The sequence below is a fragment of the Streptomyces sp. NPDC001732 genome, assembly GCF_053596315.1.
Genome location: NZ_JBSFFY010000001.1, coordinates 203,118 through 223,595 on the forward strand (window position 1 = coordinate 203,118; position 20,478 = coordinate 223,595).

Sequence of the window (20,478 nt, forward strand, 5' to 3'; positions counted from 1 at the left end):
GGCCTGGGGTCGGGCCTGGTGTCGGGCCTGTGTCGGGCCGCCGGGGCCGCAGGACGGCCCGTCAGGGGGCTTCGAGCCAGCCCTCGTACTCCGCGGCGAACGCGTCGAGCGCCGAGGGGTCCAGGCGTTTCGAGGGATCCTCCACGACCACCAGCCACTGGGCGTCCTCGGCGTCGTCCTCGCCGGCCAGTGCGTCGCGCACGAGCTGGGGCTCCTCGGCGATCCCGAACCGGTCGGCGAGTTCTTCGACGACCTCCTCCGCGGCGTCGCGGTCGGGCAGCACCAGCACATGTCTCACATCGCTCACCGGCCCATTCTCCCGTACCGCGAACGCCGTGGTCCCGGCGGAGAGGATCGGTTCGGCACCGTCGATCGTCCTCGGGGCTGTCAGTGGTGCATGGGATGCTGGAGGGCGATGGCCACCAGAAAGAATTCCACCGACGATCCGCTCGCCCCCGTCACGCTCGCCGTGGGACAGGAGGACCTGCTCCTGGACCGCGCCGTGCAGCAGGTGGTGGCGGCTGCCCGCGCCTCCGACCCCGACACGGACGTCCGCGACCTCGCCTCCGACCAGCTCCAGCCCGGCACCCTCGCCGAGCTGACGAGCCCGTCGCTCTTCGCCGAGCGCAAGGTGGTGATCGTGCGCAACGCGCAGGACCTCTCCGCCGACACGGTCAAGGACGTCAAGGCGTACCTCGGCGATCCGGTCGAGGAGATCGTCCTCGTGCTGCTGCACGCGGGCGGCGCCAAGGGCAAGGGGCTGCTGGACGCGGCGCGCAAGGCAGGGGCACGGGAGGTCGCCTGCCCGAAGACGACCAAGCCGGCCGAGCGGCTCTCGTTCGTACGGTCGGAGTTCCGGACACTGGGACGTTCGGCGACCCCCGAGGCGTGCCAGGCGCTGGTCGATGCCATCGGCAGTGACCTGCGGGAGCTGGCGAGCGCGGTCTCGCAGCTGGTCGCGGACGTCGAGGGCACGATCGACGAGGCGGTCGTCGCCCGTTACTACACGGGCCGTGCGGAGGCGTCGAGTTTCACGGTCGCCGACCGTGCCGTGGAGGGGCGGGCCGCGGAGGCGCTCGAAGCGTTGCGCTGGTCGCTGTCGACCGGGGTGGCGCCCGTGCTGATCACCAGCGCGCTGGCCCAGGGGGTACGCGCCATCGGCAAGCTGTCCTCGGCCCGTGGGGGACGTCCCGCGGACCTCGCCCGTGAGCTGGGCATGCCGCCCTGGAAGATCGACCGGGTGCGCCAGCAGATGCGCGGGTGGACGCCCGACGGGGTGGCGCTGGCGCTGCGGGCCGTCGCGGACGCCGACGCGGGGGTCAAGGGCGGCGGCGACGATCCGGAGTACGCACTGGAGAAGGCCGTGGTCGCGGTGGCGAGAGCGGCACGGTCGGGGCGGCAGCGGTAGAGCGGTAGCGGCGGCAGAGCGGGGGAAGAAGCCGCGGTCGTAGGCGCGGCGGTGCGGGGGCCTGCGAAGGGCCTGCGGCCGGGCCGGCCCACACCCCGGGCGGAGCCCGCCCCGCCCCGTACGGCCCGAAGCACCTGTACGTACGGCCCGGGGCACCGTACGTGTACGGCCCGGGGCACCGTACGTGTACGGCCCGAAAGTACGGTCCGAAGCGCTCGGAAGCAGGTGTGCGGGTACGCCGAAGGCCCCGGTCTCGCGCTGGGGAGGGCGGGGCCGGGGCCTTCGGTTCACGCTTGGTGCGCCGCACCCGCGTGGCGAACGCAGGTTCGGTGTGCGGCGCGGGGTGCCGGTCGGGAACGGGAGAGAGGGCCCGCTTGGTCCGTTCCGGCGATCAGGTCAGAATGCTCAGCCCTGGAGGGAGGCAACCTTGGAGGCCAGCGCCGACTTCTTGTTGGCGGCGGCGTTCTTGTGGATGACACCCTTCGAGACGGCCTTGTCGAGCGCGCGGGAGGCGTCGCGAGCGGCCGTGGTGGCCTTCTCGACGTCACCGGCGGCGGCAGCCTCACGGGCCTTGCGGATAGCGGTCTTGAGCGAGGACTTGACGGCCTTGTTGCGCAGGCGCGCCTTCTCGTTCGTCTTGTTCCGCTTGATCTGGGACTTGATGTTCGCCACGAAAAGAGCCTTTTCAGGTTCGTTGGATCTTCGATGTGCGTCCCACGGCCCAAGAGGGTCGCGAGACACAGCTGTCAACGGTACCAGCCCGGCTCCGACCGGCCCAAACCGGTCTCCGCCCCGCAACCATGGGACGATGGAGGCTACGTATCGATCCGACCGAACCGACATCGACCCGAGACACGGCGTTCGGCGTCTCAAGAATCAGGACCCTGCGTGCCCGCGACTCCTACCAACGTGCCCGAGCCGAGCCGTACCGACCCGGCGCTGATCCGCAATTTCTGCATCATCGCGCACATCGACCACGGCAAGTCGACCCTCGCCGACCGGATGCTCCAGCTGACCGGCGTGGTCGACCAGCGGCAGATGCGTGCTCAGTACCTCGACCGGATGGACATCGAGCGCGAGCGCGGCATCACCATCAAGTCCCAGGCGGTGCGTCTGCCCTGGGCCCCCACCACGGGCGAGGACCAGGGCCGCACCCACGTCCTCAACATGATCGACACCCCGGGTCACGTGGACTTCACCTACGAGGTCTCCCGTTCGCTCGCCGCCTGCGAGGGCACGATCCTGCTGGTCGACGCCGCGCAGGGCATCGAGGCCCAGACCCTGGCCAACCTCTACCTGGCGATGGAGAACGACCTCACCATCGTCCCGGTGCTCAACAAGATCGACCTGCCGGCCGCGCAGCCCGAGAAGTTCTCCGAGGAGCTGGCGAACCTCATCGGCTGCCAGCCCGAGGACGTGCTCAAGGTGTCGGCGAAGACCGGTGTCGGCGTGGACGCGCTGCTCGACCGGGTGGTCAAGGACGTCCCGGCCCCGGTCGGCGTGGCGGACGCCCCGGCCCGCGCGATGATCTTCGACTCGGTCTACGACTCGTACCGCGGCGTCGTCACGTACGTCCGTGTCGTCGACGGGCAGCTCAACAAGCGCGAGCGCATCAGGATGATGTCCACCGGCGCCGCCCACGAGCTGCTGGAGATCGGGGTCTCCTCCCCGGAGATGACCCCGGCCGACGGCCTCGGCGTGGGCGAGGTCGGCTACATCATCACCGGTGTGAAGGACGTCCGGCAGTCCAAGGTCGGTGACACCATCACCTCCCTGAACAAGGGCGCGAGCGAGGCGCTGGGCGGCTACAAGGACCCCAAGCCGATGGTGTTCTCGGGGCTGTACCCGCTGGACGGGTCGGACTACCCGGACCTGCGCGAGGCGCTCGACAAGCTCCAGCTCAACGACGCCGCCCTGGTGTACGAGCCGGAGACCTCCGCCGCCCTCGGCTTCGGCTTCCGCGTCGGCTTCCTCGGCCTGCTCCACCTCGACGTGATCCGGGAGCGCCTGGAGCGCGAGTTCGGCCTCGACCTGATCGCCACCGCCCCCAACGTGGTCTACCGCGTCGACATGGAGGACGGCAGCGAGCACACGGTCACGAACCCGAGCGAATTCCCCGAGGGCAAGATCGACAAGGTGCACGAGCCCGTCGTACGCGCCACGATCCTGGCCCCCAGCGAGTTCATCGGCGCGATCATGGAGCTCTGCCAGAACCGGCGCGGCACCCTGCTCGGCATGGACTACCTCTCCGAGGACCGGGTCGAGATCCGCTACACCCTGCCGCTCGCCGAGATCGTCTTCGACTTCTTCGACCAGCTGAAGTCCAAGACCCGGGGTTACGCGTCCCTCGACTACGAGCCCACCGGCGAGCAGACCGCCCAGCTCGTCAAGGTCGACATCCTGCTCCACGGCGACAAGGTCGACGCCTTCTCCGCGGTCACGCACAAGGACAAGGCGTACGCGTACGGCGTGCGGCTCGTCGCCAAGCTGCGCGAACTGATCCCGCGGCAGAACTTCGAGGTGCCGATCCAGGCCGCCATCGGTTCCCGGGTCATCGCCCGTGAGACCGTCCGCGCCATCCGCAAGGACGTCCTCGCCAAGTGCTACGGCGGTGACATCTCCCGTAAGCGGAAGCTGCTGGAGAAGCAGAAGGAGGGCAAGAAGCGGATGAAGATGGTCGGCAACGTGGAGGTGCCGCAGGAGGCCTTCATCGCCGTGCTGTCGACGGACGAGTCGGCCGGGGACGGCAAGGGCAAGAAGTAGCCCCGTGCCGTGGGCGCCCCCGGACCGGGCGCGGCTCCGGCCCGAACGAGGCCCCGGACGAGGTCCCGAACGGGGCCCGGACCGGGCACGGCAGCGGGCCGGCCTCGGACCCGGGCCCGCGCCGGAAACGGTCCGCGGCGAGTCCCGTCCGCTCCCGCCGGGTGGCGGCCGAAGGGCCCCTGTGTCGCAGCGCGCTGCGACACAGGGGCCTGTTCGTTATGAAGCGGCGGCTCATTGCCCCTTACGCGGCGGACGCGGGCGCTCTACCCTGATCACGGCTTCTTAGTTACCCGTCAGTTAAACAAGCGGACCGGGCACATTCGGGACCGGCACCGCGGAATCGGGCAAGAACGCACGGGACCACGCAAGAACGCAGACGTACGCAGGAACACGCGCAGACGTATGCAGGAACACCCGCAGGAACACACGTAGGAACAAGCAGCAGTCAGCAGTAATCAGCAGCCGGTCGTGAAGCACTGCCGCAGGCCCGGAGGACGTCGTGAGCGACACACTGACCTTGATCGAGAACCGACCGCCCTCCGTGGCGAATCTCTTCGTCGACCGCGTGGCGGCCACCCCGGACGGGGAGGCGTACCGCTACCCCGTCCCCTCGGCCACCGGCCAGGGCCCCGACGAGTGGAAGTCGCTGAGCTGGGCGCAGGCCGCCGAGCGGGTCTACGCCATCGCGGCCGGACTCATCGGTCTGGGCGTGCTGCCGGAGGAGCGGGTCGCGCTCGCCTCCAGCACCCGGGTGGAGTGGATCCTCGCCGACCTCGGCGTGATGTGCGCGGGTGCCGCCACCACCACGGTCTACCCGTCGACCAACGCCGAGGAGTCGGCGTTCATCCTCTCCGACTCCGAGAGCCGGGTGCTGATCGCCGAGGACGCCGGCCAGCTGGCCAAGGCCCGCGAGCGCCGGGCCGAGCTGCCGAACCTCGCCCATGTCGTCGTCATCGACCCCGAGGGCGCCGAACCCGCCGAGGACGACCCCGAGGGCTGGGTGCTCACCCTGGCCGCCCTGGAGGCCCTCGGCGCGGACCACCTGGCGAAGAACCCCGAGGCGATCAAGGAACGCGTCGCCGCCATCACCTCCGACCAGCTGGCCACCCTGATCTACACCTCGGGCACCACCGGCCGCCCCAAGGGCGTGCGCCTGCCGCACGACAACTGGTCGTACATGGCCAAGGCCACCGTGGCGACCGGCCTGATCACCAAGGACGACGTCCAGTACCTCTGGCTGCCGCTCGCGCACGTCTTCGGCAAGGTCCTCACCTCCGGCCAGATCGAGGTCGGCCACGTCACCGCGGTCGACGGCCGGGTCGACAAGATCATCGAGAACCTGCCGGTCGTCCAGCCGACGTACATGGCCGCCGTCCCCCGCATCTTCGAGAAGGTCTACAACGGGGTCGCCGCCAAGGCACGGGCCGGCGGCGGGGCCAAGTACAAGATCTTCCAGTGGGCGGCCGGCGTCGCCCGCGAGTACGCGACGGTCGCGCAGGACAACTTCCGGCGCACCGGCAGGTCCTCCGTCCCGTTCGCGCTCGGCGCCAAGCACAAGGTCGCCGACACCCTCGTCTTCGCCAAGATCCGCGAGGCGTTCGGCGGCCGACTGCGCGCCTGCGTCTCCGGCTCCGCAGCGCTCGCCCCCGACATCGGCTTCTTCTTCGCGGGCGCCGGCATCCACATCCTGGAGGGCTACGGCCTCACGGAGTCCAGCGCCGCCTCCTTCGTCAACCCGGGCGAGGCCTACCGCACCGGCACCGTCGGAAAGCCGCTCCCCGGCACCGAGGTCCGGATCGCCGACGACGGCGAGATCCTGCTGCGCGGCCCCGGAATCATGCAGGGTTACCACGGGCAGCCGGAGAAGACCGCCGAGGTGCTGGAGTCGGACGGCTGGTTCCACACCGGTGACATCGGCGAGCTGTCCGTGGACGGCTACCTCCGGATCACCGACCGCAAGAAGGACCTGATCAAGACGTCCGGCGGCAAGTACATCGCTCCGGCGGAGGTCGAGGGACAGTTCAAGGCGGTCTGCCCGTTCGTCTCCAACATCCTGGTGCACGGCGCGGACCGCAACTTCTGCACCGCCCTGATCGCGCTCGACGAACCCACCATCCTCGGCTGGGCCGCCGAGAACGGCCTGGGCGGGAAGAGCTACGCCGAAGTGGTGGCCTCCCCGCAGGCCGTCCGGCTCATCGAGGGCTATGTGAAGCGGCTCAACGAGGGTTTGCAGCGCTGGCAGACCATCAAGAAGTTCCGGCTGCTGCCGCGCGACCTCGACATCGAGCACGGCGAGCTGACGCCCAGTCTGAAGCTGAAGCGGCCGGTCGTCGAGCGCGAGTACAAGGATCTCATCGACGACATGTACACGGGAACCCGCGAGGCGTAGGACAGGCCCTCGCGGACCGGCCGCACGGTGCGGCTGCTTTCCGTTCCGACACGCTCACTTTCTCTGCTCACTTCGGCAACTCGTTGCTTATGGGCATGGTCCATCTGTCACTCTGTCGGTGGCGTCAGCGCCGCCCGACCAGAACAGCCGACCAACCCGACGAGAACAGACAGCCAGAACGAGAACAGACAGAGCGAGAACAGGTCAGGAGCTGCACCGTGGGGTCAATTCCCTTGCAGCGGGACATCGTCCAGCGTCCCGGAACCCCCGTCGGCCGTGCGGATGCGCAGCCGGTCGCCCATACGTCCCTGCCCGGAAACCTCCTCGCGCCCTCCGCCGCCCGCCGGTTCGTCCGGGCCGCGCTCGACGAGTGGGCCGGGCTCGAACTGCCGGCGGCCGTGGGCTTCAGCGAGCGTCTGGCCGACGACGCCGATGTGGTCGTCAGCGAGCTGGTCACCAACGCGGTCGTGCACGCGGGGACCCATGTGGAGCTGCTCGCCCGGCTGGAGGAGGCCGTCGAGGGCGAGTCCGCGGCCCTGGTGCTGGAGGTGTCGGACCATCACCCGGCCCGCGCCGTGCGCAGCGACCGGCCGGAGTCCGGCAGCGTGGCGGAGGAGGCGCAGAACGCCACGGTCCTCGGCTACGACGAACCCGCCGACCACGGCCGCGGGCTCCAGCTCGTCGGCACCCTCGCCGAACGCTGGGGCATCACCTACCGCACCGGCCTCAAGACCGTCTGGGCCAGGCTTCCCGTGGACGACTGGAGTCCGTTCCCGGAACCGTCGGCCGACCCCGGGCCCGGGTTCCAACAGGGGCTGCGCGACGCCGAACTGCTCGCCCCCACGGCCCGCCGCGCCCTGCGCGACGACGCGGACTGGGCCGGCCGCGGCGCGCTCTCGTTCCTCGCCGAGGCGTCGGACCTGCTCGCCGGCCAGCTCGACGAGGACATCGTCGCCGCGCTCTCCGGACAGTTACTGGTGCCCAGGCTCGCCGACTGGTGCGCGATCTGGCTGGAACCCGAGAACGGCGGCCCCTCGGCCGTCCCCCGGCTCGCCAGTGTCTGGCACCGGGACGAGGCCGAGACCGCACAACTGCGCGCCCTGCTGGAACAGGACCCGATCCGGCTCCCCGAACGAGTCGGCACCGGGCCCGTCTCCATGCCCTGGCCCGGCGGGGAGGAGGACGCCGAGAAGGCCGAGGAACCCGTGGCGACCGCCCTCGCCTACCGGATCACCTCCGGCGGCCGGACGCTCGGCGCCGTGCTCCTCGGGCGGGAGGGCCTCGTCCGCGTCCCCGACGAAGTGGCCGCGCTCATCGAGGACTTCGTGCGTCGGGTCGGCCTCGCCGTCGGCGCCGCCCGCGAGTACACCCGGCAGGCCACCATCAGCCGCATCCTGCAGCGCGCGCTGCTGCCGGGCAAGGTCGCCGACATACCCGGTGTCACCAGCTCGCTGGTGTACGAACCCAGCGACGACGGCGTCGTCGGCGGCGACTTCTACGACATCTTCCCGTGCCCAGGCGACCGCTGGTGCTTCGTCCTCGGCGACGTCCAGGGCAGCGGACCCGAGGCCGCCGTCGTCACCGGCCTCGCCCGGCCCTGGCTGCGGCTGCTGGCCCGCGAGGGCTTCGGCGTCGGCGAGGTCCTGGACCGGCTCAACCGGCTGCTCCTCGACGACGCGATGGAGGCGGCCGAGGCCGCCGCGCTCATGGTGGCCGCGGCGGGCGGCCAGCAGACGGCGGACACCGGACAGTCCCGCTTCCTGTCCCTGCTGTACGGGGAGCTGGTGCCGCTGCCCGGCGGCGGGGTGCACTGCACCCTGGCCAGCGCCGGCCACCCGCTGCCGCTGCTGCTGCGGCCCGACGGCGAGGTCCGCCCGGCCGCCGAGCCGCAGATGCTGCTCGGGATCTTCGACGACGTCGCGTACGAGAGCCAGAGCTTCGAGCTGGCACCGGGCGACAGCCTGCTGTGCGTCACGGACGGGGTGACGGAGCGGCGCTCCGGAGAGCTGATGTTCGATGACGGGGACGGACTGGCCCAGGCCCTGTCCGGCTGCTCCGGCCTGTCGGCGGACGGCATAGCGGACCGGATCAAGCGAGCCGTGCACGAATTCGCCGAGCGACCGCCCGACGACGACCTGGCCCTGCTGGTGCTCCAGGCGGGATGAGACGGACCGGCTCCGGTGCGGACGGAAGGCCGGTACGGGCACGGCGTGGGCGGAGGCCGGTGCGGCCCCGGTGCGGGCGATGGGCCGGGCACGGGGCGGTGCGGGCGAAAGGCCGGTACGGGGGCGGTGCGGACCGGGTTCGGCACGGCCGGGGACCGGTGCCGGGCCTCGTGATCATGGGCGTGGCCCGAAGGCCCCGGGCGCCGAGCGACAATGGGCGGTATGCCTTCCGTACTCCCCGATGGTGAACCCGTACCCGACGACGGGGCGCTGCCCCGCCATGCCCTGGAAGGCGCCGCCGGCCGGCCGCTCGGCTTCTACCTGCACGTCCCGTACTGCGCGACCCGCTGCGGCTACTGCGACTTCAACACCTACACCGCGACCGAGCTGCGCGGCTCCGGCGGTGCGCTGGCCTCCCGGGACAACTACGCCGAGCACCTGATCGGCGAGGTCCGCCAGGCCCGCAAGGTCCTCGGCGACGACCCGCGCCCGGTCCGCACGGTCTTCGTCGGCGGCGGTACGCCGACCCTGCTGGCCGCCGCCGACCTGGTCCGGATGCTGGGGGCGATCCGGGAGGAGTTCGGGCTCGCGGACGACGCCGAGATCACCACCGAGGCCAATCCGGAGTCCGTGGGTCCGGCCTATCTCGCCGAACTGCGGGAGGGCGGCTTCAACCGGATCTCGTTCGGGATGCAGAGCGCGCGGCAGCACGTGCTCAGGATCCTGGACCGCACGCACACGCCGGGACGGCCCGAGGCATGCGTGGCCGAGGCCCGGGAGGCGGGCTTCGAACACGTCAACCTCGACCTGATCTACGGCACGCCGGGGGAGTCCGACGACGACTGGCGGGCCTCGCTGGACGCGGCGATCGGCGCGGGGCCGGACCATGTGTCGGCGTACGCGCTGATCGTCGAGGAGGGCACGCAGCTGGCCCGCCGCATCCGGCGCGGCGAGGTCCCGATGACCGACGACGACGTCCACGCCGACCGGTACCTGATCGCGGAGGAGACGATGGCCGCGGCCGGCTTCTCCTGGTACGAGGTGTCGAACTGGGCCCGCACGCCCGAGGGCCGCTGCCTGCACAACGAGCTGTACTGGCGCGGGGCCGACTGGTGGGGCGCCGGGCCCGGGGCGCACAGCCACGTCGGTGGGGTGCGCTGGTGGAACGTGAAGCACCCGGGGGCGTACGCACAGGCCCTGGCCGAGGGGCGGTCGCCCGGGGCCGGGCGCGAGATCCTCTCCGCGGAGGACCGCCGGGTCGAGCGGATCCTGCTGGAGCTGCGGCTCGTGGACGGCTGCCCGCTGTCCCTGCTGACCCCGGCGGGGCTGGCCGCCTCCCGCCGCGCCCTGGCGGACGGCCTCCTGGAGCCCGGCCCGTACGAGCGGGGGCACGCGGTGCTCACGTTGCGGGGGCGGCTGCTGGCGGACGCGGTGGTGCGGGATCTGGTGGACTGAGGGGGCGGGAGCGGGGCGCAGGGCGCGGGTGGGAGTGCGCCTGCGGCGGGCCTTTTCCCCTGCCCGCTCCTCCCGTAACCGGGGGCTCCGCCTCCCGGACCCCCGCTCCTCAATCGCCGGAGGGGCTTGTTGCGGGCGCCGTCACGAAGTCGATCAGGTGCTCCACCGAACCCAGCAGGGCCGGTTCCAGGTCCCGGTACGAGCGGACCGCGGACAGGATGCGCTGCCAGGCCGCGCCGGTGTTCTCCGGCCAGCCGAGCGCGCGGCACACACCGGTCTTCCAGTCCTGGCCGCGCGGCACCACCGGCCAGGCCGGGATGCCCACGGAGGACGGCTTCACCGCCTCCCACACGTCGATGTAGGGGTGCCCCACCACCAGGACGTCCGCCTCCGACACCCGGTCGGCGATCCGGGACTCCTTGGAGCCGGGCACCAGGTGGTCGACCAGGACGCCCAGCCTGGCGTCCGGGCCGGGGGAGAACTCGCGCACGACGGCCGGGAGGTCGTCGATGCCCTCCAGGTACTCGACGACCACGCCCTCGATCCGCAGGTCGTCGCCCCAGACCCGCTCGACCAGCTCCGCGTCGTGCCGGCCCTCCACGTAGATCCGGCCCGCCCGCGCGATCCGGGCCCGCGCCCCCGGGACCGCGATCGAGCCCGAGGCCGTGCGGGCGGGGCGCGCCGGGGCGGCGGCCGAGGGGCGTACGAGCGTGACCACCCGGCCCTCCAGCAGGAAGCCACGCGGCTCCATCGGGAACACCCGGTGCTTGCCGAAACGGTCCTCCAGGGTCACCGTCGGCCCCTGGGCCGTCTTCTCACAGCGGATCACCGCACCGCAGAATCCGGTCGAGACCTCCTCCACGACCAGATCGGGCTCGGCGGGGACCTCGGGAACGGGGGCGGACCTCTTCCACGGCGGGGTCAGGTCGGGCCGGTAGCTGCGCATCGGACGACGATAGGACGACAACGGGTCACGACACGCCGAAGCGGTCGGCCAGTTGTCCGCGCTGCTCCCGTACGAACGCCGCGTCCACCACCGCCCCGTGCCCCGGTACGTACACCGCGTCCTCGCCGCCCAGCTCCAGCAGCCGGTCCAGCGCGGCCGGCCAGCGGGACGGGAACGCGTCCCGGCCCGCCTGCGGCTCACCGGACTCCTCGACCAGGTCGCCGCAGAGCACGATCGCCGGGGAGCCGGGCACGACCGCCACCAGGTCGTGGCCGCTGTGCGCGGGGCCGAGGTCGGCGAGCAGCACCTCGCGCCCGCCGCCCAGGTCGAGCGTCCGCTCCCCGCACACCTGGTGCTGCGGCACCACCAGCGCGTCGACGGCCTCCGCCGCCTCGTGCTCGGAAATTCCCTGGCGCACCGCGGAGACGCGCAGGTCGTCGGCCTCCCGCCGCATCATCTCCGCCGTGCCGGCCGCGCCGTAGACCTCGGCGCCGGAGAACGCGGCGGTGCCCAGCACATGATCGAAATGGGGGTGGCTGAGTGCGACATGCGTCACCCTCCGGCCCAGCAGGGCCTGCGTCTGGGCCCGCAGTTCCGCGCCCTCGCGCAGTGACGATCCGGTGTCGTACAGCAGCACTCCGTCCGTTCCGGCCACCAGCGCGACCGTCGCGTCCCACCCGGGAAGGCGCCGTCGGCCCACTCCGTGACCGAGTCGCTCCCAGCCGTACTCTTCCCAAGAGGCGTTCATACCGCGACGCTATCGGCAACCACCTGCGAACGTCTCGCGGCGGTGTGGCCGGTCGCCCTTGCTAGGCCCCCACTCGACCGCCGTACACTGACCGGGGGATTGCTGGCACTCGCGATGACAGAGTGCCAGGGGGATTCCCGGGAAAGAGCCGGGAAGGCCCGGTGGCCGACCGAGGAAACACAGCTGGAGGTGTGCGCGATGCTCAGCGAACGCAGACTCGAAGTGCTTCGTGCCATCGTCCAGGACTACGTCGGCACCGAGGAGCCCGTCGGCTCGAAGGCGCTCACCGAGCGGCACAAGCTGGGCGTCTCCCCGGCGACCGTCCGCAACGACATGGCGGTGCTGGAGGACGAGGGCTTCATCGCCCAGCCCCACACCAGTGCGGGACGCATCCCGACGGACAAGGGCTACCGGCTCTTCGTCGACAGGCTCGCGGGGGTCAAGCCCCTCTCGTCGCCGGAGCGCCGCGCCATCCAGAACTTCCTCGACGGCGCGGTCGACCTCGACGACGTCGTGGGCCGCACCGTACGGCTGCTCGCGCAGCTGACCCGGCAGGTCGCCATCGTGCAGTACCCCTCGCTGACCCGGTCGACGGTGCGGCACGTGGAACTGCTCTCGCTGGCGCCGGCCCGGCTGATGCTCGTGCTCATCACGGACACCGGCCGGGTGGAGCAGCGGATGATCGACTGCCCCGCTCCGTTCGGCGAGACCTCCCTCGCCGATCTGCGGGCCCGGCTCAACAGCCGGGTCGTGGGACGCCGTTTCACGGACGTCCCGCAGCTGGTGCAGGACCTGCCGGAATCCTTCGAGAGCGAGGACCGGGGAACCGTGTCCACCGTGCTCTCCACCCTGCTCGAAACCCTCGTCGAGGAGACGGAGGAGCGGCTGATGATCGGCGGCACCTCCAACCTCACCCGCTTCGGGCACGACTTCCCCGTGATGATCCGGCCGGTGCTGGAAGCACTGGAGGAACAGGTCGTGCTGCTGAAGCTGCTCGGCGAGGCCAAGGACTCGGGCATGACCGTACGTATCGGGCACGAGAACGCCCATGAAGGGCTCAACTCCACGTCCGTCGTCGCGGTCGGCTACGGTTCGGGCGACGAGGCAGTCGCCAAACTCGGCGTGGTCGGACCGACCCGCATGGACTACCCCGGAACGATGGGAGCGGTACGCGCAGTGGCACGTTACGTCGGACAGATCCTGGCGGAGTCGTAAGTGGCCACGGACTACTACGCCGTACTCGGCGTGCGCCGCGACGCATCTCAGGACGAGATCAAGAAGGCATTCCGCAGGCTCGCCCGCGAGCTGCATCCGGATGTGAACCCCGATCCGAAGACCCAGGAGCGGTTCAAGGAGATCAACGCCGCCTACGAGGTGCTGTCGGACCCGCAGAAGAAGCAGGTCTACGACCTCGGCGGCGACCCGCTGTCCGCCTCCGGCGGTGCGGGTGCGGGCGGATTCGGACAGGGTGGCTTCGGCAACTTCTCCGACATCATGGACGCGTTCTTCGGCACGTCGTCGCAGCGCGGGCCCCGTTCGCGCACCCGGCGCGGCCAGGACGCGATGATCCGGCTGGAGATCGATCTCGCCGAGGCGGCGTTCGGCACCACCAAGGACATCCAGGTCGACACGGCCGTCGTCTGCACCACGTGCAGCGGCGAGGGCGCCGCGCCCGGCACCTCCGCGCAGACCTGTGACATGTGCCGCGGCCGCGGTGAGGTCTCCCAGGTCACCCGGTCCTTCCTCGGCCAGGTCATGACCTCGCGCCCCTGCCCGCAGTGCCAGGGCTTCGGTACGGTCGTGCCGACCCCGTGCCCGGAGTGCGCCGGTGACGGCCGCATCCGCTCCAGGCGCACGCTCACCGTGAAGATCCCCGCCGGTGTCGACAACGGCACCCGCATCCAGCTCGCGGGCGAGGGCGAGGTCGGCCCCGGCGGCGGCCCGGCCGGCGATCTGTACGTGGAGATCCACGAGTTGTCGCACGCGGTGTTCCAGCGCCGCGGCGACGACCTGCACTGCACGGTCACCATCCCCATGACGGCGGGCGCGCTCGGCACGAAGGTGCCGCTGGAGACGCTCGACGGCCTGGAGGAGGTCGACATCCGGCCCGGCACCCAGTCCGGCCAGTCGGTGCCGCTGCACGGCCGCGGTGTCACGCATCTGCGCGGCGGCGGGCGCGGCGACCTGATCGTGCACGTCGAGGTGATGACGCCGACGAAGCTGGACCCGGAGCAGGAGCGACTGCTGCGGGACCTGGCGAAGATGCGGGGCGAGGAGCGGCCCACCGGCCAGTTCCAGCCCGGCCAGCAGGGGCTGTTCTCCCGGCTGAAGGACGCCTTCAACGGGCGCTGACGGCCCCGCAGGTCCTGGACCGGGACGGGCCCGCTCGGCGGGCCCGTCCCGCGTTCGTGACCGGGGCGTCCGCGGCCGGATGCGGCGGTGGACGGAGCCGCTTCGGGCCGGAGCGGGCCCGCGGGCCGCGGGCCGCGCACGCCCGGTCGTGCCGGACATGGCACGATGCGGTCATGCCCTCCGCATTGACCGATCTCTGCCGGTATCCGATCGTGCAGGCCCCGATGGCGGGCGGCGCGTCCTGCCCGCAGCTCGTCGCGGCCGTCGCCGAGGCGGGCGGGCTCGGCTTCCTGGCCGCCGGGTACAAGACGGCGGACGGCATGTACCACGAGATCAAACAGCTGCGCGGGCTGACCGGCCGGTCCTTCGGCGTCAACCTCTTCATGCCGCAGCCGGCGCTCGCCGACCCCAGCGCCGTCGAGGTGTACCGGCACCAGCTCGCGGGCGAGGCAGCCTGGTACGAGACCCCGCTCGGCGACCCGGACCGCGGCGGCGACGACGGCTACGAGGCCAAGCTCGCCGTCCTCCTGGACGATCCGGTCCCGGCCGTCTCGTTCACCTTCGGCTGCCCGACGCGCGACACCCTCGACGCGTTCGCCGGCGTCGGCACGTACACCGTCGTGACGGTCACCACGCCCGAGGAGGCCCAGGCCGCTCAGTGGGCGGGCGCGGACGCGGTCTGCGTCCAGGGCATCGAGGCGGGCGGCCACCAGTCCACCCACCACGACGACCCGCAGACCGACGGCACCGGGATCGGGCTGCTCTCGCTGGTGACCCAGGTCCGCGAGACCGTGCAGATACCGATCGTCGCCACCGGCGGGCTGATGCGCGGCTCCCAGATCGCCGCCGTGCTCGCGGCGGGCGCCGATGCGGCGCAGTTCGGCACGGCGTTCCTCGCCTGCCCCGAATCCGGGGCGAGCCCGCTGCACAAACGGGCGCTGACCAACCCGCTGTTCGTACGGACCGCCCTGACCCGGGCGTTCTCGGGCCGCCCGGCCCGCGGCCTGGTCAACCGGTTCATGCGCGAGCACGGTCCGTACGCCCCCGCCGCCTACCCCCAGGTCCACTACCTGACCGCCGGGCTGCGCAAGGCGGCGGCCAGGGCCGGGGACGCCCAGGGCATGGCGCTGTGGGCGGGGCAGGGCCACCGGATGGCACGCGAGCTGCCGGCCGGCCGGCTGGTCAGGCTGCTCGCCGAAGAACTGGACGCCGCACGGGCGGCAGTGAGCACAGGGAGTACGCAGTGACCGCACCGGTCTTCGTCGTCGAACAGGTCCCCGACGGGCCCGAGTTCGTCCTGGAAGGATCCGAGGGCAGGCACGCCGTGTCGGTGAAGCGGCTGCGCGCAGGTGAGGACGTCGTCCTGACGGACGGGCGCGGGCGCTGGGCCGAGGGCGTCGTCGGGGCCGCCGAGGGCAAGGACCGGCTCGTCGTCACCGGCCTCACCGGGGCCCGCGAGGAGCCCGGACCCGTGCCCCGCATCACCGTCGTCCAGGCGCTGCCCAAGGGCGACCGGGGCGAGGTCGCCGTGGAGACGATGACGGAGACCGGCGTCGACGGGATCGTCCCCTGGCAGGCGTCGCGCTGCATCACCCAGTGGAAGGGCGAGCGCGGTCTCAAGTCCCTGGCGAAATGGCGCAACACCGCCCGGGAGGCGGGCAAGCAGTCCCGCCGGGTGCGCTTCCCCGACGTGGCGGACGCGATGACGACCAAACAGGTCGCCGCGCTCCTGGCCGCGGCGGACTTCGCCGCCGTCCTGCACGAGGACCGGGACCACCAAAGCGAGCCGCTGGCCACCGTCCCGCTCCCCGAACAGGGCAGGATCGTGCTGGTCGTCGGCCCCGAGGGCGGTGTGTCGCCGGACGAGCTGGCGGTCTTCACCGGGGCGGGCGCCCGGACCTGCCGGCTCGGGACGAGCGTCCTGCGCACCTCGACCGCGGGCACGGCGGCGACGGCGCTGCTGCTGGGGCGTACCGGCCGCTGGTCGTGAACCCGGCCCGCGCCCGGCGGAGGAACCGGGGCGGGGCGGAGGACCGGGACACGGGGGAGCCGGGGCGATCGGCGCTGCCGCGACGGACGCCCGGTCCCGACTCCGTGCCACCACGCCCCGTTTGACGTCCGGTCGGACACCCGGCGCACGCGCCGGAGCCGCCCCCGATTGTGGCCGCAAGCCGTCTACCGTTCCACGGGTGAACGGTGGGAAGCTGCCCGTATGGGGACAACAAGGGCATGGGGCCGGCGAAGGCCCCGACGTTTTCTGGCCGCTTCCGTACTCGCGGGCGCGGCGGTCGCGGGCGTTGCCGCCTGTGAACCCGTCGACGGGCTGAACTCCGTTTCCATCGCCGTGACCACCGACCGGGTCGGCACCAGCGCGCTGGAGCGCAACGGCGTCGACGTGCAGTGGCTGAGCTGCACGGCCGGGGTCGACCGGGGCCGTACCGGGACCTCGACGCCCTCCGCCTCCGCACCCCGGGTCGCGAAGGTCGACTGCACCGGCAAGACCGGGAGCGGCAAGGACATCGCGCTCACCGGCAAGGTGACCCAGGAGGTCGGCGGGCGGTGCGTGCGGGGGGACCTGAGCGCCACGGAGGGCGAGCGGTCCGTCTTCCGGGCGGATGTGCTCGGCAACTGCGACGCCGCCCCGTCGGCCGGTGTGGTGACTCAGCCACCGCCGGCCGGTGGCGGCGGTTTCCGGCCCACGGTCACCGTGACCGTCACGGTGACCGAGGGGTTCCGGGGCAAGTAGGTGTTCCGGGGCGAGCGGGCGTTCCCGGAGCGCGCGGGTGAGCGGGCGAGGGGGCGTGCGCGGGTCCTCGGCCCCCGGCGGACTCCGGCCAACCCGGTTACGCGGAGCACGCCCGCGGCCTAGGGTGATCGTGTGACACAGCCTGCCTACCTCCGATACCCCCATGTCCAGGGTGATTTGATCGCCTTCACCGCCGAGGACGACGTCTGGCTGGCGCCGCTGGACGGCGGCCGGGCCTGGCGCGTCAGCGCCGACAACCGGCCTGTCACCAACCCTCGGATATCGCCCGACGGGACATGGGTCGCGTGGACCTCCACCCGGGACGGGGCGCCCGAGGTGCACATCGCGCCGGTCGACGGCGGCCCCTCCGTCCGGCTCACCCACTGGGGGGACCTCCGGACCTCCGTACGCGGCTGGACGCCCGAGGGCGACGTGCTGGTCGTCACCGCCCACGGGCAGGCCTCGTACCGGCGCAGCTGGGCCAGGGCCGTCCCGGTCGACGGCGGGCCCGCGCGGACCCTGCCGTACGGACCGGTCGGCTCGCTCGCGCACGGGCCGGGCGGACGGGTCCTGCTCCTGTCGGCCACCATGGGCCGCGAGGCCGCCACCTGGAAGCGCTACCGGGGCGGCACGGCGGGCAAGTTGTGGATCGAGGCGGAGGAACCGGCCGACGGCCCGGCGGAGTTCGTCCGGCTCCACGCCGACCTCGACGGGAACATCGAGGCCCCGATGTGGATCGGCGGCAAAACCCCCGACGGAACGGGACCGGGAGCCGGGGCACGCGTCGCCTTCCTCTCCGACCACGAAGGCGTCGGCGCCCTCTACTCCTCGCTCCCCGACGGCTCCGACCTGCGCCGTCACACCGGTATCGAGGACTTCTACGCCCGCCACGCGACCACCGACGGCACCCGCGTCTGCTACGCGTCGGCCGGTGAACTGTGGCTCCTGGACGACCTCGACGGCGACGGGCCCCGCCGCCTCGACATCCGGCTCGGCGGCCAGCGCGCCGACCTCCAGCCGCACCCCGTGCACGCCGCCGGTCACCTCGACTCCGCCTCCCCCGACCGTACGGGCCGGGGCAGCGCCGTCGCCACGCGCGGTGCCGTGCACTGGGTCACCCACCGCGAGGGCCCGGCCCGCGCGCTCGCCGCCGAACAGGGCGTACGGGCCAGGCTGCCCCGCACCTTCCAGGCCGAGGGCGACCAGCACGTCGTCTGGGTCACGGACGCCGAGGGCGACGACGCCCTGGAGTGCGCACCGGCCACCGGCACCGCGCCGGGAGCCGTGCCGCGCCGCCTCGCCGCGGGCCGCATCGGCCGGGTCCTCGACCTCGCCCCGGCCCCGGACGGCAGCCGGTTCGCCGTCGCCGCGCACGACGGTCGGGTACTGATCGTCGAGCGGGAGAGCGGCGAGGTCCACGAGGTGGACCGCAGCGAGCACGGCGACGCCTCCGGCCTGGTCTTCTCGCCCGACTCCGCCTGGCTCGCCTGGTCGCACCCCGGCCCCGAGCCGCTCCGGCAGCTCAAGCTCGCCCACCTCGCGGACCTCTCGGTCGCCGAGGCCACGCCGCTGCGCTTCCGGGACTTCTCGCCCGCGTTCACCGTCGACGGCAAGCACCTCGCGTTCCTCTCCGAGCGGTCCTTCGACCCGATCTACGACGCCCACGTCTTCGACCTGGCGTTCATCGGCACCTGCCGCCCGCACCTGCTGACGCTCGCCGCCACCACGCCCTCCCCGTTCGGCCCGCAGCGGCACGGCCTGCCGACCGAGCGGGAGAAGGGCGGCGAGGGCGAGCACGACAACCCGACCGCGCTGCCCGTCACCCGGATCGACCTCGAAGGGCTCGCCGACCGGATCGTCCCGCTGCCCGTCGAGGCCGCCAGCTACTCCACGCTGCGCGCCGCGAAGGACGGGCTGCTGTGGCTGAACCACCCGGTGACCGGGGTGCTCGGCACGAGCGGCCCCGGCCCCGACGCCCGGCGGCCCGAGACGGTCCTGGAACGGTACGACCTGGAGAAGCTGCGCTGTGAGGAACTCGCCTCGGACGTCGGCGACTTCGCGGTCAGCGGCGACGGCAGGCGGATCGCCCTGCAGACCCGGGGCAAGCTGCGCGTCGTACCGTCCGACAGCCGGGTCCCGGCCGACGACGACCACGACGGCGACGGCGTCACCGTCGACCTCTCCCGCATCCGGCGCATCCTCGAACCGGCCGCCGAATGGCGCCAGATGTACGACGAGGCCGGGCGCATCATGCGGGACAACTTCTGGCACCCCGACATGAACGGCGTCGACTGGGACGGGGTACTGGACCGCTACCGCCCGGTGCTGGAGCGGGTCGCCACCCACGACGACCTGATGGACCTGCTGTGGGAGGTGCAGGGGGAGCTCGGCACCTCGCACGCCTATGTGCGGCCGCCCGGCGGCTGGCGCGACGAATCGGTCCGTCAGGGCCTGCTCGGCGCGGACATCTCCCGTACCGACGAGGGGGCCTGGCGGATCGACCGCATCCTGCCGTCCGAGAGCTCCGACCCGGCGGCCCGTTCGCCGCTCGCCGCGCCCGGGGTCGCCGTGCGCGTCGGGGACACGCTCCTGGCCGTCGACGGCCGCCCCGTCGACCCGGTGACCGGCCCCGGACCGCTGCTCACCGGCTCGGCCGGCAAACCGGTCGAGCTGACCGTCTCACCGGCGGACGGCGGGGACCCGCGCCATGTCGTCGTCGTGCCGACCGACGACGAGCAGGCGCTGCGCTACCACGCGTGGGTCGCCGACCGGCGGGCCCATGTGCACGAGCGCTCCGGCGGGCGGCTGGGCTACCTCCACATCCCCGACATGGTCGGCTCGGGCTGGGCCCAGCTCCACCGGGACCTGCGGGTCGAAGTGGCCCGCGAGGGACTGGTGGTGGACGTCCGGGAGAACAGCGGCGGCCACACCTCGCAGCTCGTGGTGGAGAAGCTCGCCCGCCGCATCGTCGGCTGGGACGTGCCGCGCGGCATGCGGCCCTCCAGCTATCCGCTGGACGCGCCGCGCGGCCCGGTGGTGGCCGTGGCCAACGAGTTCTCCGGCTCGGACGGCGACATCGTGAACGCCGCGATCAAGGCGCTGCGCATCGGCCCGGTGGTCGGCACGCGGACCTGGGGCGGGGTGGTCGGCATCGACAGCCGGTACGAGCTGGTGGACGGAACGTCGGTCACCCAGCCCAAGTACGCCTTCTGGTTCGAGGGTTACGGCTGGGGCGTGGAGAACCACGGCGTCGATCCCGACGTCGAGGTCGTGATGGCGCCCCAGGACCACGCGGCGGGGCGGGACCCGCAGTTGGACGAGGCGATCCGGATCGCCCTGGAGGCGCTGGAGGAGACACCGGCGAAGCGGGCCCCGGAGCAACCGGGGGCGTAGGAACGGCCGGAGGCGGGGGCGGGCGCACCGCCCCTCCTCCGGCGGCGTGCCCGTCCGCCCCTCCGGGGGCGCGTCCGCCGCCTCCCGGCTCCAGGCCCGGCCGCACCCGGTCA

At 72.5% G+C, this 20,478-nt stretch carries 15 protein-coding genes; 11 read left to right on the forward strand and 4 right to left on the reverse strand.

Annotation, left to right across the window (positions count from 1 at the left end):
- Window positions 1–61: 61 nt before the first annotated feature.
- Complete coding sequence (locus ACWCXX_RS00800; protein WP_451122866.1) at window positions 62–307, reverse strand: hypothetical protein; 246 nt, start codon at window positions 305–307, stop codon at window positions 62–64.
- 108 nt (window positions 308–415) lie between these two features.
- On the opposite strand from ACWCXX_RS00800, the gene holA reads away from it, so the two are divergent.
- Window positions 416–1,408 (forward strand): DNA polymerase III subunit delta, encoded by a 993-nt coding sequence (holA, locus tag ACWCXX_RS00805; protein WP_451122868.1) that lies wholly within the window; start codon window positions 416–418, stop codon window positions 1,406–1,408.
- A gap of 405 nt (window positions 1,409–1,813) precedes the next feature.
- On the opposite strand, the gene rpsT is transcribed toward holA, so the two are convergent.
- Entirely contained in the window at window positions 1,814–2,080 is a 267-nt protein-coding gene (gene rpsT, locus ACWCXX_RS00810) for a 30S ribosomal protein S20 (RefSeq protein WP_124717766.1), read from the reverse strand.
- A gap of 216 nt (window positions 2,081–2,296) precedes the next feature.
- Here rpsT and lepA point away from each other — a divergent pair, with 216 nt between their 5' ends.
- From lepA to hemW, 4 genes are all read left to right on the forward strand, one after another.
- Window positions 2,297–4,171: a translation elongation factor 4 gene (gene lepA / locus ACWCXX_RS00815; protein ID WP_451122870.1), complete on the forward strand. Its 1,875-nt coding sequence runs from the start codon at window positions 2,297–2,299 to the stop codon at window positions 4,169–4,171.
- Window positions 4,172–4,670: 499 nt separating this feature from the next.
- The gene (locus ACWCXX_RS00820) at window positions 4,671–6,560 is read left to right on the forward strand and encodes an AMP-dependent synthetase/ligase (protein ID WP_451122872.1); all 1,890 of its coding nucleotides are present in this window, start codon (window positions 4,671–4,673) and stop codon (window positions 6,558–6,560) included.
- Between the two features lie 233 nt (window positions 6,561–6,793).
- Window positions 6,794–8,725, forward strand: coding sequence for a SpoIIE family protein phosphatase (locus ACWCXX_RS00825; protein ID WP_451123530.1), 1,932 nt, complete (start codon window positions 6,794–6,796; stop codon window positions 8,723–8,725).
- A gap of 213 nt (window positions 8,726–8,938) precedes the next feature.
- A complete protein-coding gene (hemW, locus tag ACWCXX_RS00830; RefSeq protein WP_451122874.1) occupies window positions 8,939–10,180 on the forward strand; it encodes a radical SAM family heme chaperone HemW in 1,242 nt (413 codons plus the stop codon).
- Between the two features lie 109 nt (window positions 10,181–10,289).
- Here hemW and ACWCXX_RS00835 read toward each other — a convergent pair whose 3' ends face one another.
- Both ACWCXX_RS00835 and ACWCXX_RS00840 read right to left on the reverse strand, forming a co-directional pair.
- Window positions 10,290–11,126 (reverse strand): DUF3097 domain-containing protein, encoded by an 837-nt coding sequence (locus ACWCXX_RS00835; protein WP_451122876.1) that lies wholly within the window; start codon window positions 11,124–11,126, stop codon window positions 10,290–10,292.
- 25 nt (window positions 11,127–11,151) lie between these two features.
- A complete protein-coding gene (locus ACWCXX_RS00840; RefSeq protein ID WP_451122878.1) occupies window positions 11,152–11,874 on the reverse strand; it encodes an MBL fold metallo-hydrolase in 723 nt (240 codons plus the stop codon).
- Between the two features lie 198 nt (window positions 11,875–12,072).
- Here ACWCXX_RS00840 and hrcA point away from each other — a divergent pair, with 198 nt between their 5' ends.
- From hrcA to ACWCXX_RS00870, 6 genes are all read left to right on the forward strand, one after another.
- Window positions 12,073–13,089, forward strand: coding sequence for a heat-inducible transcriptional repressor HrcA (hrcA, locus tag ACWCXX_RS00845; protein ID WP_356931382.1), 1,017 nt, complete (start codon window positions 12,073–12,075; stop codon window positions 13,087–13,089).
- Window positions 13,090–14,226 (forward strand): molecular chaperone DnaJ, encoded by a 1,137-nt coding sequence (gene dnaJ, locus ACWCXX_RS00850; protein ID WP_148835065.1) that lies wholly within the window; start codon window positions 13,090–13,092, stop codon window positions 14,224–14,226.
- A 173-nt stretch (window positions 14,227–14,399) separates the two neighbouring features.
- Window positions 14,400–15,473 carry a nitronate monooxygenase gene (locus ACWCXX_RS00855; protein WP_451122881.1) on the forward strand — a complete coding sequence of 358 codons (1,074 nt, stop codon included), beginning with the start codon at window positions 14,400–14,402 and terminating at the stop codon, window positions 15,471–15,473.
- Complete coding sequence (locus tag ACWCXX_RS00860) at window positions 15,470–16,216, forward strand: 16S rRNA (uracil(1498)-N(3))-methyltransferase (RefSeq protein WP_451122883.1); 747 nt, start codon at window positions 15,470–15,472, stop codon at window positions 16,214–16,216. The genes ACWCXX_RS00855 and ACWCXX_RS00860 overlap by 4 nt, the downstream gene beginning before the upstream one ends.
- 222 nt (window positions 16,217–16,438) lie before the next feature.
- A complete protein-coding gene (locus tag ACWCXX_RS00865; RefSeq protein ID WP_451122885.1) occupies window positions 16,439–16,972 on the forward strand; it encodes a hypothetical protein in 534 nt (177 codons plus the stop codon).
- 132 nt (window positions 16,973–17,104) lie between these two features.
- On the forward strand, window positions 17,105–20,365 hold the full coding sequence (locus ACWCXX_RS00870) for a S41 family peptidase (protein WP_451122887.1): 3,261 nt from the start codon (window positions 17,105–17,107) through the stop codon (window positions 20,363–20,365).
- Window positions 20,366–20,478 lie beyond the last annotated feature (113 nt).